General features: G+C 68.7%; 16 protein-coding genes. 2 read left to right on the forward strand and 14 right to left on the reverse strand.

Annotated elements, in window-relative coordinates; all coding sequences use genetic code 11:
- Positions 1–80 precede the first annotated feature (80 nt).
- The 12 genes from AC07V5_RS17570 to AC07V5_RS17625 form a co-directional block, all read right to left on the reverse strand.
- Positions 81–782 (reverse strand): general secretion pathway protein GspB, encoded by a 702-nt coding sequence (locus AC07V5_RS17570; RefSeq protein WP_495116964.1) that lies wholly within the window; start codon positions 780–782, stop codon positions 81–83.
- 27 nt (positions 783–809) lie between these two features.
- The gene (locus tag AC07V5_RS17575; protein ID WP_495116965.1) at positions 810–2,489 is read right to left on the reverse strand and encodes an ExeA family protein; all 1,680 of its coding nucleotides are present in this window, start codon (positions 2,487–2,489) and stop codon (positions 810–812) included.
- A 53-nt stretch (positions 2,490–2,542) separates the two neighbouring features.
- Positions 2,543–3,064 carry an EVE domain-containing protein gene (locus AC07V5_RS17580; RefSeq protein ID WP_495116966.1) on the reverse strand — a complete coding sequence of 174 codons (522 nt, stop codon included), beginning with the start codon at positions 3,062–3,064 and terminating at the stop codon, positions 2,543–2,545.
- Positions 3,065–3,142: 78 nt separating this feature from the next.
- A complete protein-coding gene (locus AC07V5_RS17585) occupies positions 3,143–3,889 on the reverse strand; it encodes an L-fucose dehydrogenase (protein WP_495116967.1) in 747 nt (248 codons plus the stop codon).
- A gap of 4 nt (positions 3,890–3,893) precedes the next feature.
- A complete protein-coding gene (locus AC07V5_RS17590; protein ID WP_495116968.1) occupies positions 3,894–5,171 on the reverse strand; it encodes an L-fuconate dehydratase in 1,278 nt (425 codons plus the stop codon).
- Between the two features lie 7 nt (positions 5,172–5,178).
- A complete protein-coding gene (locus AC07V5_RS17595; RefSeq protein ID WP_495116969.1) occupies positions 5,179–6,033 on the reverse strand; it encodes an ureidoglycolate lyase in 855 nt (284 codons plus the stop codon).
- 12 nt (positions 6,034–6,045) lie between these two features.
- Positions 6,046–6,975, reverse strand: coding sequence for an ABC transporter substrate-binding protein (locus tag AC07V5_RS17600; protein ID WP_495116970.1), 930 nt, complete (start codon positions 6,973–6,975; stop codon positions 6,046–6,048).
- A gap of 20 nt (positions 6,976–6,995) precedes the next feature.
- Positions 6,996–7,748: a hypothetical protein gene (locus AC07V5_RS17605; protein WP_495116971.1), complete on the reverse strand. Its 753-nt coding sequence runs from the start codon at positions 7,746–7,748 to the stop codon at positions 6,996–6,998.
- Positions 7,749–7,752: 4 nt separating this feature from the next.
- Positions 7,753–8,724, reverse strand: coding sequence for an ABC transporter permease (locus tag AC07V5_RS17610; RefSeq protein WP_495116972.1), 972 nt, complete (start codon positions 8,722–8,724; stop codon positions 7,753–7,755).
- Entirely contained in the window at positions 8,721–10,223 is a 1,503-nt protein-coding gene (locus tag AC07V5_RS17615) for a sugar ABC transporter ATP-binding protein (RefSeq protein WP_495116973.1), read from the reverse strand. The genes AC07V5_RS17610 and AC07V5_RS17615 overlap by 4 nt, the downstream gene beginning before the upstream one ends.
- Positions 10,220–11,074, reverse strand: a complete 855-nt coding sequence (locus AC07V5_RS17620; RefSeq protein WP_495116974.1) for an amidohydrolase family protein — start codon at positions 11,072–11,074, stop codon at positions 10,220–10,222. Before AC07V5_RS17620 ends, AC07V5_RS17615 begins: the two co-directional genes overlap by 4 nt.
- Before the next feature lie 2 nt (positions 11,075–11,076).
- Positions 11,077–11,865: an SDR family oxidoreductase gene (locus AC07V5_RS17625; RefSeq protein ID WP_495116975.1), complete on the reverse strand. Its 789-nt coding sequence runs from the start codon at positions 11,863–11,865 to the stop codon at positions 11,077–11,079.
- Between the two features lie 100 nt (positions 11,866–11,965).
- On the opposite strand from AC07V5_RS17625, the gene AC07V5_RS17630 reads away from it, so the two are divergent.
- Positions 11,966–12,664 carry a FadR/GntR family transcriptional regulator gene (locus tag AC07V5_RS17630; RefSeq protein WP_495116976.1) on the forward strand — a complete coding sequence of 233 codons (699 nt, stop codon included), beginning with the start codon at positions 11,966–11,968 and terminating at the stop codon, positions 12,662–12,664.
- Here the strand turns inward: AC07V5_RS17630 and AC07V5_RS17635 are convergent, their stop codons facing one another.
- Both AC07V5_RS17635 and AC07V5_RS17640 read right to left on the reverse strand, forming a co-directional pair.
- Positions 12,665–13,066: a hypothetical protein gene (locus tag AC07V5_RS17635; protein ID WP_495116977.1), complete on the reverse strand. Its 402-nt coding sequence runs from the start codon at positions 13,064–13,066 to the stop codon at positions 12,665–12,667.
- 28 nt (positions 13,067–13,094) lie between these two features.
- Positions 13,095–14,033, reverse strand: a complete 939-nt coding sequence (locus tag AC07V5_RS17640) for an AAA family ATPase (RefSeq protein WP_495116978.1) — start codon at positions 14,031–14,033, stop codon at positions 13,095–13,097.
- Positions 14,034–14,068: 35 nt separating this feature from the next.
- On the opposite strand from AC07V5_RS17640, the gene AC07V5_RS17645 reads away from it, so the two are divergent.
- Positions 14,069–15,004, forward strand: coding sequence for a histone deacetylase family protein (locus AC07V5_RS17645; protein WP_495116979.1), 936 nt, complete (start codon positions 14,069–14,071; stop codon positions 15,002–15,004).
- The last annotated feature ends 27 nt before the right edge of the window (positions 15,005–15,031 follow it).

Genomic DNA, 15,031 nt, shown 5'->3' on the forward strand with positions numbered 1-15,031 from the left:
AAGGAAGGGGCAGCAAGTCGTGCCCTGAACTTCCAGACGGCGCGGCCCCCTCGATCCGGACATTGCCGGCCGGCTTCGCCCTAGACCGGTTGCCGGAAGCGCTGGCCCTTGAAGCGCAGCACCAGTTCACGCGGGCGGATCTGCTCCAGCACCAGGTCGGCGCTGAGCTTGGCTCCCTCGCGCAGCGCCTCGCCATTGACCATCACGAAGCGGCTGGCCGGGTCGTCCGAATAGACCGAGCCGCTGATCACCAGCTTGGGCAATTCGCGGCGCGTGCTCTCGGGCAGCTCGGCCAGCCGGGGGATGGTTGCTTCGACCGCTGGCGCGGGAGCCGGGGCGGGCGCTGTTGCGGGGACCGGTGCCGGCAGGGCGGCGACCACAGGTGCGGGCGGCAGGTAGGGCGAGCCTGACGCTGCAGGCTGCGGCATCGGTACGCTGGCTGCCGTTTGCGTGGCGGGTTGCGTCGCCTGTGATGCGGTGGGCTCTGGCAAGGGCGTTGGCGCTGTGGCGACCGTGGTGGCCAGTGGGGCGGACGCGGGTTGCGGCACCGGCAGTGAAACCGATGAAGGGGCTTCGTGCGGGCCACTCGCCCACCAGCTGCCGGCGCCAATGCCGGCCAACAGCAGCAGGCCGCCGCCGGCCCAGGGCAGCCAGCGGCGCTGGCTCGCGGCCGATGTGCCCTCGCTGCCGGACACGGCTTGGGTGTGCAGGCCCGGCACCTGGCCCCGCTCGCGTTCGCGGTCGGCTTCAGCGCGGCGCAGGGCGTCAAGGATGTAGGACATGGCGGTTCAGTCGGTCGATTCTGGGGTTCAACGCGCCACGTCCAGGCGCGGCTCGGCCACGCCGGAAGCCCGGTTGATCTGCATCAGCGTGATGGGGCCGATGCGGCCATCGGGTTGCAGGCCCTGGCTGGCCTGGAAGGCCTGGAACTGGCGGGTCAGCTCGGGCCAGCCTTGTGGCGCGGAACCGGCCGCGCTGGCGGGAACGGCAATGCCCGGAATGCCGGCCAGTTGCGTCGCCAGCCAGGCGCGCAGCGGAGCGATGTTGTCGGCTCGGTTGAGGTAGCCCGGCGGTACGCGCCAGAAGGTGGTGAACTCGCCGCGCCAGGCGTTGGCCAGTTCGGGCAGCGCGACCCGGCGCGGCGTGCCTTCTACCAGCAGCGTGGCCTGCTGCCCATCCAGCCCCACCAGTGCGGCCAGCGCAGGCGGCTGGCCGGGGCGGCGCAGTGTCAACAGCACCGGCCGGTCGATCAGGCGGATCAGCGACAGGCTGCCACTGGTGCTGCGGTAGCACTGCAGGCCACGCTGAGCGGCCGTGGCGCAGGGGTCGACCTTGGCCGGCAGCGGCAGGCCCCAGCGCTGGGCCAGTGCCGCCCAGGCGTCGTCGTCCTGCGGCGTCCAGTCGGCCAGATGCAGTGGCTCGGGTTCGACGCTGCTGGCGGCCGCGGCTGGCTGCGAAGCGGCACTCGCAGCCAGCGCCGCGGCCGCTGCGCTTGCGGGAGAAGACGCGGCACTTGCTGCCGTGGCCACCGCTGCTGCGCCGGCCTTGTCGCCACGCCCCGCCTGCGACTGCTGCTGCAGCCCCCAGGTCAGCCCCGCGCCGGCCACGGCCGCGGCCAGCACCGCCAGGCCCAGGCCGACCGGGGACGGCATGCGCTTGGACGCCGGCGCGGCGAGCTGCGCGTCGAACACTTCGGCCGCGGCCTTGCGCACGATGGCGGGCGTGACCTGCGCCTGGCCGCTGGCATAGCCGCCCAGCAGCGCGCGGTCGCAGAGCAGGTTGATGCGGCGCGGCACGCCGCGGGTGAGCTGGTGGATCAGGCGAAGCGCCTTGGCGTCGAAGGGCAGGGCGCCGGTGAGGCCGGCCACGTTCAGGCGGTGGCGGATGTACTGCGCCGTCTCAGCCTCGGACAGCGCACCCAGGTGGAAGCGGGCGATCACGCGCTGCGCCAGTTGCTCCAGCTCCGGCCGGGCCAGCATGCCGCGCAGCTCGGGCTGGCCGATCAGCACCACCTGCAGCAGCTTGCGCTCGCTGGTTTCCAGGTTGGTCAGCAGGCGCAGTTGCTCCAGCACGTCGGCCGAGAGGTTCTGCGCCTCGTCGATGATCAGCACGTTGTTGCGGCCTGCCGCGTGCTGCGCCAGCAGAAAGGCGTTCAGCGGGTCGACGTAGTCCTTCACCGTCTGTGCGCCCGGCAGCACCTGGACGTGGAACTCGTCGCAGATCGACTGCAGCAGCTCGGTGACGGTGAGCTTGGGGTTGAAGATGTAGGCGACGTTGCAGTTCGCCGGGATCTGCTCCAGGAAGCAACGGCAGACGGTGGTCTTGCCGGCCCCGATCTCGCCCGTGAGCAGCACGAAGCCGCCACCGCCGTCCAGCCCATACAGCAGGTGAGCCAGCGCCTCGCGGTGTCGCTCGCTCATGAACAGGTAATGCGGATCCGGCGCGATCGAGAACGGCGCTTGTTTCAAGCCGAAGAAGGGCGCGTACATGGGGCGGCAGGATAACCACCCCGCCGGGGCACGGCCTGGCACAAACGACAAGTTCAGAAATGCAGTGAATCTGCGTCGGCACCCATCGCGTCGGCAATCAGCCGCATGTCGTGGTTGCTGATGGCAAACAGCCCGAAGCGGAACGAGTAGCCCCAGCGCGCGCGGTCCTGCACGAACTCAAAACGGTCGAGCAGCGGCGCGATGGGCGCTTCGTTGGCGGGCACGTAGTCCACGTCCTTGCGGAAGGGAACGAAGCCGCCGCCCATGTCGAAGGCATAGGGCTCACCGGGCCTGACCAAGCCGAGCGACACGAAGGCCTGCAGCTTGTCGCTGCCACCCATGGTGATGGTGGGCGCGTAGTACGCCACCCGATCGCCGGGCTTCACGCGCCGCAGCGGCGCAACCTTTCCGTGACACACCTGCATATAGCCAGCGTCGCGTTCGGCGCAACCTCGGCGGGCATGAGTGGCGCAGGCCACGGCAATCCAGTTGCCGCGCGCTGCGGCCGCGGCGGGACGTGCCGGCTCTGCCCACAGGCTGGACTGTGCCAAAGCTGTTGCTGCTGCCATGCCCATGCTCCTCTGTGAACCAAGAGTCGCAATGATGCGAGCCCAGGCGACAACGGTTTGTCAGCAGGATGGCTGCGGCTGGCCTCAGCCCAACGCGCGGTCCAGGTGGGTGTAGCCGCCATCGACAAACACCCATTGCCCCGTCGTGTGGCCGGCGCGCTCGGACAGCAGGAAAGCCACCGTGTCCGCCACCTCCTCAGCCGTCGTCAACCGTTGCCCCAGCGGGATGCGGCGGGCGATGTCGGCGAGTCGGGCCGTGGGGTCGGGGAAGCCGTCCAGCCACTGGCGGTACAGCGGCGTCATGACTTCGGCCGGCACGACGGCGTTGACGCGGATGCCGTCGTTGTGAAGGGCCACCGCCCATTCGCGGGTCAGGGCCAGCAGCGCGCCTTTCGAGGCAGCGTAGCCGCTGGTGGCACCCTGGCCGGTGAGGGCCGTCTTGGACGACAGGTTGACGATGCTGCCGCGCGTGGCGCGCAGGGCCGGCACGCATAGGTGGGCCAGCAGGTAGGCGTGCACGAGGTTGCGCTCCAGCGAGGCGCGAAAGGCTGCAGGGCCGGCGTCCAGGCCGATGCTGTCGTTGACGCCGGCGTTGTTGACCAGGCCGTGCAGCGTGCCGAACTGGGCCAGCGTCGCGTCCACCGCGGCGCGGCAGGCGGTTTCGTCTTCCAGCTCCAGTTCGAAGTGGCGGGCGGCGTGCTCGGCGGTCGCGCCGCGGCCCAGGCTGATGGGCAGGGCGCCTTCACGTGCCAGCGCCGCGCAGATGGCCGCGCCGATGCCGGCACCACCCCCGGTGACGATGACAACCTTGCCTTGCAGCCCGAGATCCATGGCTTCAGCCCCTGAACCGGTACTGCTCCAGCGACGCTGGCTTCATCGTGATCGAGAAACCCGGCGCCGTCGGCGGCAGGTAGGCCGCGCCACGGACGACGCAAGGGTCGACGAAGTGCTCGTGCAGATGGTCCACGTACTCGATGACGCGGCCGTCGCGGGTGCCGGCGATGCAGAGGTAGTCGATCATGGACAGGTGCTGCACATACTCGCACAGGCCCACGCCGCCGGCATGGGGGCACACGGGCAGGCCCAGCTTGGCGGCCATCAGCATGACGGCCAGGATCTCGTTGACGCCGCCCAGCCGGCAGCTGTCGATCTGCACCACGTCGATGGCGCCGCGCATCATGAACTGCTTGAAGAGGATGCGGTTCTGGCACATCTCGCCGGTGGCGACCTGCATGGGCGCGATGGCTTCGCGAATGGCGCGGTGGCCTTCGACATCGTCGGGGCTGGTCGGCTCCTCGATGAACCAGGGCTTGGCGAAGGCCAGGTCCTTCAGCCAGTTGATGGCGATGGGCACGTCCCAGACCTGGTTGGCGTCGATCATCAGCTTGCGGTCTGGCCCCAGCACCTCGCGGGCGATGCGCAGGCGGCGGATGTCGTCCTCGCGGTCGCGGCCCACTTTGAGCTTCACGTGGTTGAAGCCGGCGTCCACAGCCTGCTGGCACAGGCGGCGCAGCTTGTCGTCGGGGTAGCCCAGCCAGCCGGCCGAGGTGGTGTAGCAGGGGTAGCCCTCGCGCTCAAGCGTGGCCAGCCGCTCGGCCTTGCCCTCGGCGGCGCGGGTCAGCAGCGCCAGCGCCTCGTCGGGTGTGATGCAGTCGGTGATGTAGCGGAAGTCGATGCAGCGCACGAGTTCCGCCGGGCTCATGTCGGCCACGAGCTTCCACACCGGCTTGCCCTTGGCCTTGGCCCACAGGTCCCACACGGCATTGACGACGGCGCCGGTGGCGAGGTGGATGGCGCCCTTGTCCGGGCCTATCCAGCGCAGCTGGCTGTCCGACGTGACGTGGCGCCAGAAGCGGCCCATGTCGGCGGCGATCCAGTCCAGCTCCAGGCCGACGACCAGATGGCGCATCGCCTCGATGGCGGCGCAGCAGATGTCGTTGCCGCGGCCGATAGTGAAGGTCAGGCCGTGGCCCTCCAGCCCGGCCTGATCGGTCTCCAGGATGACGTAGGCAGCCGAGTAGTCGGGGTCGGGGTTCATCGCGTCCGAGCCGTCGAGGTGCTGAGACGTGGGGAAGCGCACGTCCACCGTGCGCAGGCTGGTGATGCGGGTCATGGCTTGATCAGGCGGCGACGGTGCGCTGGGTTTGAACGCCGAGCCCCTGGATGCCCAGGCGCATGGTCTGGCCAGCCTTCAGGTACAGCGGCGGCTTCTGGCCCAGGCCCACGCCGGGCGGCGTGCCGGTGGAGATGACGTCGCCGGGCTGCAGGCTCATGAACTTGCTGAGGTAGCTGACGATCTGCGCCACGTTGAACACCATGGTGCGCGTGTTGCCGTTCTGGAAGCGCCGGCCGTCGACCTCCAGCCAGAGGTCGAGCTGCTGCGGGTCGGCCACCTCGTCGGCCGTCACCAACCAGGGGCCGATGGGGCCGAAGGTGTCGCAGCCCTTGCCCTTGTCCCACTGCGTGCCGCGTTCCAGTTGCCACTCGCGCTCGGACACATCGTTGACGACGCAGTAGCCGGCCACGTGCTTCATCGCGTCAGCTTCCTCGATGTAGCGCCCACCCTCGCCGATGACGACGCCCAGCTCCACCTCCCAGTCGGTCTTGACCGAGCCGCGCGGGATCTGCACGTCGTCGTCCGGTCCGGTGATCGCGCTGGTCCATTTGGCAAATACGACCGGCTCGGTCGGCACCGGCAGGCCGGACTCGGCGGCGTGGTCGGCGTAGTTCAGGCCGATGCAGATGAACTTGCCGACGCGGCCGACGCAGGGGCCGACGCGCAAGTCCTGTTGGGGCGTGCCTTCGACGAGGGGCAGCGTGTCGACGTTGATGCTGCGCAGGCGCTCGAGGCCGGCGGGCGTGATCACGTCGCCGGCGATGTCGTCAACGAGGGCGGAGAGGTCGCGCACGCGGCCTTGCGCGTCGAGCAGGCCGGGGCGTTCCTGGCCCGGGGGGCCGTAGCGGAGGAGTTTCATGAGGATGCTTCCTTAGTCGTAGAGGACTGCGGCTATCTTGGGATCGCGCAGGTTGGTCTTGTCGTACCAGTAGTAGCCGGTATCGAGGGTCTTGGGCAGGGTCTCGCCCTTGAGCGCCTTCACGGCGGCCTCGACGGTGCGGTAGCCGATGCCCACGGGGTTCTGCGTGATGGCGCCGGCCATGGCGCCGCTGGCGATGGCGTCCTTCTGCTGCTTGCCGGCGTCGAAGCCGACGACGACAAGCGGGCGCTTCATCTCGCGCACGGCGTTGACGACGCCGATGGCCGAGCCCTCGTTGGTGCCGAACAGCGCCTTCAGCTTGGGGTTGCCTTGCAGGATGGACTTGGCCACTTCGGTGGACTTGAGGTGGTCGCCGCCGCCGTACTGCACGGTCACGACGCGTACCTTGGGATGAGCGGCCTTCAGCCGGTTCACGAAGCCTTCGACGCGCTCGATGCCGGTGCGGCTGGTCTGGTCATGGCCCACGACGGCCACTTCGCCTTCGTCGCCAATCAATGCGGCGAGCTTGTCGGCGGCCAGTGCGGCGGCGGCGCGGTTGTCGGTGCTGGCGGTGGTCAGCGGAATGTCGCTGTCCACGCCGGAGTCGAAGGCGATGACGGGAATCTTGGCGGCCTGGGCTTTGCGCAGCAGCGGGATGGCGGCCTTGCTGTCCAGGGCCGCGATGCCGATGGCCTGCGGCTTCTTGGCGAGCGCGGCAGCGAGCATGTCGATCTGCTTGTCCACCATGGCCTCGCTCTCGGGACCTTCGAACGTGACGCGGACGTTGTAGTCCTTGGCCGCCTGCTCGGCGCCGGCCTTCACGGCCTGCCAGAACTGGTGCTGGAAGCCCTTGGAGATGAGCGGGATGTAGACCGTGGGTTGCTGCGCCTGCGCGGTGGCGGCGGCGAGCAGGGTGGCGGTCAGCAGGAGGCGGCGGCGCATGGGGTTGTCTCTGGTCGGTTTTATTGGGGCGGCTTCACTGGCGGCGAGGCGGTGAAGGACTTCATCAGGTAGACGTAGTCGTGGCCGAACTCGCGGCCGTTGATGAGGTCGCCAACCCGTGCATCACCCCGGGGGAGGGCAGGCTGCGTGTTGGCCTCGCAGGTGGGCGGCGGCGGGGGCGCGTTGCCGGTGGAGCGGCTGGTGCAGTTCCAGGCCGTACCGCCTCCGAGGGCCTGCAGGTCGACGTGAACGGTGCCTTCGCCAACGTAGGTGCCCATGGGCCGCACCTTGGGCATCCATTCGATGGGTTCGCGCCGGCTGTGGAAGTTGCCGCTGAGGACGATGACGCGGGCGTTCTGACGCATCAGCGCATTGAGCGCGAGGCCGGCGGTTTTTTCGTAGTCGGCCTGATCGGGGTAGCTGCCGGTGGGTTGATGGTGGTGCAGCTTCAGCACCCCGGTGGCCTCCAGGGCTTGCAGCCACTGGTGCAGCCGCCACATGGCCTGCGAGGCGCGGCCGTCCTGGCTCTTCCATTGCCAGCTGTCGGGCTGGCGCGCGTCCTCGGGCATCTCCAGCGACACGGCCAGGCTGGCCGGCTTGGCTGCGATAGCGCTCTGCACGAGGCATTGCACGAGCTGCGGTACTTCCTCGGTGCCGTGCGTCTCTCCGAGATAAAGGCGCTCGAATGAAGTCAGTCGCTTGAACCCGACGTCGTCTGGGCAGGCGGCCGCGGCCAGGTTCGGCAGCAGGGCAAGCAGCAGGAGTTTTCTCATCTGCTCAATCCTTCCCTCGACGCAAGATGTCGATATAAACGGCCAGCACGATGATGACGCCGGTCACTGCCGTCTGCCATTCCTGGGGCACGTTGAGGATGCGCAGGCCGTTGGCCAGCACACTCATGATGAAAGCGCCGATCAGCGTGCCGAGCACCGAGCCACGGCCGCCGGCCAGCGACGTGCCGCCGATGACGACGGCGGCGATGGCGTCCAGCTCATAGCCTTGGCCGAGTGCCGGCTGGGCCGAGTTCAGCCGCGAGGCGATCAGCAGGCCGGCGATGCCGCAGATGGCGCCGCCCACCGCGTAGACGGCTACCTTCCAGCGCTTCACCTGCAGGCCCGACAGCCGAGCGGCTTCCTCGTTGCTGCCCAGCGCAAAGGCGTAGCGGCCGAACAGCGTCTGGCTCAGCAGCCAGCTGGCGCCGAGAGCGACGGCGAAGAGGATGAGCACGGAGTTCGGCACGGGCAGTGCGGGCAGCACGTTGCCCAGCCACGAATCCTGCGCGATGGCGTCGAAGCCCGGCGTGTCGAGGAAGTAGATGGGCTTGCTGCCCGAGATGACGAGGGCCAGGCCTTTGAGCAACATCATCATGCCCAGCGTGGCGATGAAGGGCGGCACGCGCAGTTGCGCGACCAGCCAGCCCGACAGCCCGCCGCATGCCGCGCCGCAGGCGATTGCCGCGAGGATGCCCAGCGGCAGCGGCAGGCCCCAGTTCGTCAGCACCACGCCGGTGACGACGGCGCAGAAGGTCATCAGGCAACCCACCGACAGGTCGATGCCGCCGCTGACGATGACCAGCGTGCAGGCGATGGCCAGCACGCCGTTGACGGCCGTGGCCTGCAGGATGCTGATGAGGTTGTCGGTCTGCAGGAAGTTGGGCGAGGTGGCGCTGAACACCCCCATCAGCACGACGAGGCCGGCGAAGGCGAGCAGGCGTTGCAATGCGGCGGGAGAGAAGGGCAGGCGGGTCATGCGGGTTCGGTCTCGCGGCGTGTGGCCAGCGCCATCAGCGTTTCCTGGGTGGCGTTGGCGGCGGGCAGTTCTCCGCTGATGCGGCCTTCGCACATGACGAGGATGTGGTGGGCCAGGCCCAGCAGCTCGGGCAGCTCGGAGGAGATGACGATGAGCGCCTTGCCGGCCGCAGCCAGCTCGCGCAGCAGGCGGTGGATCTCGGCCTTGGCGCCCACGTCGATGCCGCGTGTGGGCTCGTCGACGATGAGGATGTCGCAGTCGCGCAGCAGCCATTTGGCGAGCGCGATCTTCTGCTGGTTGCCGCCGGACAGCCGCGCCACGGTCTGGCCGAGCGACGGTGTCTTGATGCCCAGGCGCTGCACGAAGTCCTGCGCAGCGGCCTGGCCGGCGCGGCGGTCGATCTGGCCCAGCTTCCCCGTGAAGCGGGCCAGGCTGGGCAGCAGCAGGTTGGCTTCCACGTCCAGGCTGGTCGCCAGGCCCAAGCCCTTGCGGTCCTCGGACAGGTAGGCGATGCCGCGTGCCACGGCGTCAGCCGGGCTGCGGATGTCGGCGGGTTTGCCGTGCACGAGCAGCTCGCCGCCATCGCGTCGGTCGGCGCCGAAGACGAGGCGGGCCAGCTCGGTGCGGCCTGCGCCCATCAGGCCGGCCAGGCCCAGGATCTCGCCACGGCGCAGCGCGAAGGAGGCGTCCCGCACGGCGCGGCCACGGCTGAGATGTTTCGCTTCCAGCACGACGGGCGCGGCACTCAGGTCGGGCGCGGCGTGCGCCGTCTGCTGCAGCTCGCGGCCCACCATCAGGTGGATCAGCTCGTCCATGTCCGCGCCTGCCATGGCCAGCGTCGCGATGTGCTGGCCATCCCGCAGCACGGTGACGCGGTCGGCAATGCGCTGCAGCTCGTCCATCTTGTGCGAGATGTAGACGATGCCCACGCCGTCGGCACGAAGCTGGCGCACGACGCGGAACAGCTCTTCCACCTCGGCCGGGTTCAGCGCGGCGGTGGGCTCGTCCATGATGAGGACGCGGGCGTTCAGCGACAGCGCCTTGGCGATCTCGACCATCTGCTGCTGGGCGACGCTCAGGCCGCCCACCGCGCGGCGCGGGTCGAGCTTGAGGCCCAGCCGCTCGAAGAGGCGCTGCGTGTCGGCGAGCTGGCGGCCGTGGTCCAGCAGCCAGCCGGCGCGGCGCGGTTCGCGGCCGATGAAGACGTTGGCCGCCGCGCTGAGGTCGGGCATCAGCTGCAGTTCCTGATGGATGAGCGCGATGCCAAGGTCCTGCGCTTCGCGCGGGCTGTTGGGGCGCACCGACCGGCCATCGAGCAGCACCTCGCCGGCATCGGCGCTGTGCACGCCGGCCAGGATCTTCATCAGCGTGGACTTGCCGGCGCCGTTCTCGCCCATCAGCGCATGCACTTCGCCGGGCTTCACGTCGAAGGAGATGTCCTGCAGCACCGTCACGCCGCCGAAGGCTTTACTCAAGGCCCGGGCTTCAAGCAAGCTCATGCTTGCAGCCCATAGAAGCGCTCCGCCGTGCCGGTCCACACGGCAGTCTGGCCGGCGGCGGGCAGCGCGGCGATGCAGTCGCCGGCCAGCTCCACCCACGTGTCGTAATCCGCCGCGAGGTTGAGCACCGGCCAGTCGCTGCCCCACATCAGGCGGTCGGCGCCGAAGAGGTTCACGAGCGTCTGCCAGACGGGCGCCAGCAGCTCCGCCGGCTCGGCGTGGTCGGTCATCTCGGTCAGCAGGCCGGAGAACTTGCAGCAGACGTTGGGGTGGCGAGCCAGCTCGGCCAGGCCCGTGCGCCAGGCCTTGGCCCAGGGTGCGCGCCAGCCTTGGGCGAGGGCGGGCTTGGCGGCGTGGTCGATGACGATGGGCAGAGCCGGCCAACGCGCGGCAAAGCGGGCGAGGGCGGGCAGGTGCTCGGTCTTGACGAGCGCGTCGAAGCGCAGGCTGAGGTCGATCAGGGCCTCCACCATGTCAAGGTGGGGATCGCTGTCCAGCCAATCCGCGTCGGGCAGGTCTTGCAGCATGGGCCGCACGCCCTTGAACTTCGGGTGCTGGGCCCAGCGCTGCAGCGTGGGCAGGCGGCTGGCGTCGGCGAGGTCAATCCAGCCGACGACGCCGGCGATCTCGTCGTGCTCGCTCGCCAGCGCCAGCAGGTGATCGGTCTCGGCCTCGGTGGCAGCGGCCTGCACGAGGATGGTCTGGGTCACCTCATGTGCTTCACGCAAAGGCGCCACGTCGGCGGGCTCAAAGTCGCGTGCCAGCGGCGCCAGCGCCGGGTCGCTGACGTCCAGCCAGTCGTAGTCGCCTCTGGCCAGGCGCCAGAAGTGTTGATGGGCATCAACTCGCACAGTCAGATGGTGACGCCACCGTCGACGGACACGGCCTGGCCGGTGATGAAGCGCGACGCATCGCTGAGCAGGAAGACGACCAGCGGCGCAATGTCGTCCACCGTCGCGAGGCGCCCCATCGGCTGCCGGGCGATGAAGTCCTTCTCCGCCTGCACCGGGTCGGCCGCCGAAGCAATGCGGCCGCGCAACGAGGGCGTGTCCACCGTGCCGGGGCACAGCGCATTGCAGCGCAGCCCCTGTTTGACGAAATCGGCCGCGACCGACTTGCTCAGGCCGATGACGGCCGCCTTGGTGGTGCAGTAGGCAAAACGGTTTGGGAAGCCTTTGATGGACGACGCCATCGACGCCATGTTCAACACTGAGGCGCCCGCGCCGGTGCGCTGGCTTTCAGCCAGCATGCCGGGCAGGAAGGCGCGCAACGTGCGCAGCATGCTCTTCACGTTGAGGTCCATGCTGAAGTCCCACGCCGCCTCGTCGCACTCCAGCACGCTGCCGTGGTGCACGAAGCCGGCGCAGTTGAAGAGACCGTGCAGCGGCGGCAGCTCGGCAGCCAGCGCGTTGACGGCGGCCGTGTCGCAAACGTCCAGCCGCTCGGTGCGCAGGCGGGCGCCGGAGCCGGCCTCGGCCGCCAGCGTCTCCAGGCCTTCGGTCTGGATGTCGGTGGCGATGACGGCGGCACCCGCTGCCAGGCAGGCCAGGGCACTGGCCCGACCAATACCTTGGGCAGCGGCGGTGATGAGGACGGTCTTGCCAGCGAGGGTGGCGGGCGGGGGTGATGTCAGCGTTGTCACCCAACCAGTCTAGGGTTGGAGTCTGAATTGGCCTTACCGTACTAACCCGATCAGGCTGATTTCTAGGGATTGGTCAGGCCAATTCCGGCAAAATCGCGTCATGCTCGAACAGCTCAAGCCGGCCGACAGCCGCCGTCTGTATCACCAGATCGCCGATCAATTGCGCGAACTGATCCGCCTCGGCCGCTTCGGCATTGGCAGCCGGCTGCCACCGGAGCGGGAGCTGGCCCAGCAGCTCGGCGTGTCGCGGCCATCGGTGCGCGAGGCCTTGATCGCGTTGGAAATCGGCGGCTGCGTGGAGGTGCGCATGGGCGCGGGCGTCTATGTGCGCGGCACTGGTGACGCAGCAGCGACCGCGGGCCTGGGCGAGAGCCCGCTGGAGCTGATGCAGGCTCGCGTGGTGCTGGAAGGCGGGCTGATGCCCCAGGCCTGCGCCCGGGCGACCCCCGAGGGCCTGACCGCGGTGCGCGAGGCGCTGGACGCCATGCGCGAGACCATGGCCGCTGGCCGGCCGGCGCTGGATGCGGACCGGCGCTTTCATCTGGCCGTTGCGGCCTTGGCCGGCAACTCGGTGCTGGAGCGGATGGTCGGCGAGCTCTTCAACGGCCGCTACAGCCCGATGTCACTGCAGCTCAGCGCGCTGGCCGACACCCACCAGAACTGGGAGGACGCGCTGCGTGAGCACGAGCGCATCCTGCACGCGCTGAAAGCCCATGACCCGCTGGCCGCGCAGGCGGCGATGCGGGTGCATTTGTTCAATGCGCAGGAGCGGTGGGCGGGGAATCGGTTGAAGGGGTAGCTAGTCTGCGTCGCCCGATGGCCCGGCGAAAACCGCGAGCAGATGCGCTGAAAGCTCACGAATGTCGGTCGCAGCTTGGTACTCAAGCTCGGGCATAGCCTTGCGAAGGGAAACTGCCGCTCGCCCGACGTTGCCAACATCATTGAACTGTTCCAGTTCCTCTGGAAACAGGACAAAGCGATTCTGTTTGGCACGCAGCACCACCCAGCGTGTTTTGCCGTCGTAGGTTTGAGTCGCATAAGAGAGGCGCTCGAAAACCGAGTCAGCGTCATCAGGATGCACGTGAAAAGCTGCAAAGAGCAGTGACTCGCCATCGGCCTCGGATGGCCAGGAACTGAACCATCCACGCCTTGCGATTTGGTTAAGGGCCTTTGAAATCGTTGTGCTCGCCGAAACGGTCATGCCTGCAGCCTAAATCCTGGATAAGAACTCAAGGCAGCGGAATCGCTTCGATCATCGCCCGCACCTGCTCCCTCGCCCCCCGCCCCGCACCCGCTCGCGGTTGCAGCCGATGCGCAATGGTCTGCGGCAGGATGGCCTGGATGTCGTCCGGCGACACGTAGTCCCGCCCCTGCAGCAGCGCCCGCGCCCGTGAGGCGCGCAGCACGGCCAGGCCGGCGCGCGGCGACAGGCCTTCGACGAACCACTGCCCCGAGCGCGTCGCGGCGATCAAGGCCTGCAGGTAGTCCAGCAGCGGCGGCGCGGCGTGGATCTGGCGCACGGCGGCCTGGGCTTCGATCAACTCAGCCGTCGTCATGACGGCCTTCAGCACGCGCAACTGCTCGCGGCTGTCCTGGCCGGTCAGCAGTTCGCGCTCGGCGGCGGCGTCCGGGTAGCCGAGCGAGATGCACATCAGGAAGCGGTCCAGCTGCGATTCGGGCAGCGGGAAGGTGCCGAGCTGCTCGCTGGGGTTCTGCGTGGCGATGACGAAGAAGGGCTCGGGCAGTGGGTGGCTGATGCCCTCGATGCTGACCTGATGCTCCTCCATCGCCTCCAGCAACGCGCTCTGCGTCTTGGGGCCGGCGCGGTTGATCTCGTCGGCCAGCAGCACCTGGGCGAACACCGGGCCGGGGTGGAAGGCAAAGCCGTTTTTCTCGCGCTCGTAGACGCTGACGCCGAGCAGGTCGCTGGGCAGCAGGTCGGCGGTGAACTGGAGGCGCGAGAACTTCAGGCCCAGGGAGATGGCCAAGGCATGGGCCAGCGTGGTCTTGCCGACGCCGGGCAGGTCCTCGATCAGCAGATGGCCGCCGGCGATCAGGCAGGCCAGGGAATCGGCGATCTGGGCCGGCTTGCCCTTGATGACCGTGCTAATCTGGTTTTGCAGTGCCAGCAGTTGCGCTGCCAGCGTTCGTGATGGAGCTTGCGTCATGAGGCTGGACCATAGCAAGAGACAGCCGTTCGTTCATGCCAACCGCCTATTTCAATCCCCCTGAATGCCGCCGCCACGACATGGGCGAGGGCCACCCTGAATGCCCCGAGCGGCTGGCCGCCATCGACGACTGGCTGATCGGCTCCGGGCTGGACCAGGCTCTGGAGCACTTCGACGCCAAGCCCGTTGACCTGAAGGACGTGGAGCTGGCCCACACGCACGGCTACGTCGCCGAGATCGGGGCGATGCTGCGCGATTGCGCCGAAAAGGGCGAACGCTGCGCCGTCGACCCGGACACCTCGGCCAACGCCCACACCTGGTCTGCCGCACTGCATGCCGCGGGTGCGGCCGTGCAGGCCACCGATGTCGTCATCGACGGCCGTGCCGACAACGCCTTCTGCTCCGTGCGCCCGCCTGGCCACCATGCCACGCGGGACCAGAGCATGGGCTTTTGCTTCTTCAACAACGTGGCCATCGCAGCCCGCCATGCGCTGGATGTGCGGGGGCTGAAGCGCGTGGCCATCGTCGACTTCGACGTGCACCACGGCAACGGCACCGAGGACATCATTGCCGGCGACGACCGCGTGCTGATGGTCAGCCTGTTCCAGCACCCGCTCTACCCGTACAGCGGGGCCGTGCCCAAGGGCACCAACATGGTCAACGTGCCGCTGCCGGCCTACACGCGTGGGCCTGAGGTGCGGGAGATCGTCGAGGCGATGTGGCTGCCGGCGCTGGAGCGCTTCAAGCCACAGATGATCTTCATCTCGGCCGGCTTCGACGCCCACCGCGACGACGAGCTCGGCCAACTCGGCTTGGTCGAGGCCGACTACGAGTGGCTGACACTCAAGATCAAGGCCGTTGCCGACCGCCATGCCCATGGCCGTATCGTGTCGGTGCTGGAGGGCGGCTACGACCTGCGAGCGCTGTCGCGCAGTGTGGGCGTGCACCTGCGGGTGCTGGCCGACTTGTGAACTTTGCGGGACAGACCGCCCGAGCGA

The organism is Roseateles sp. GW821-FHT02E12 (assembly GCF_059421665.1).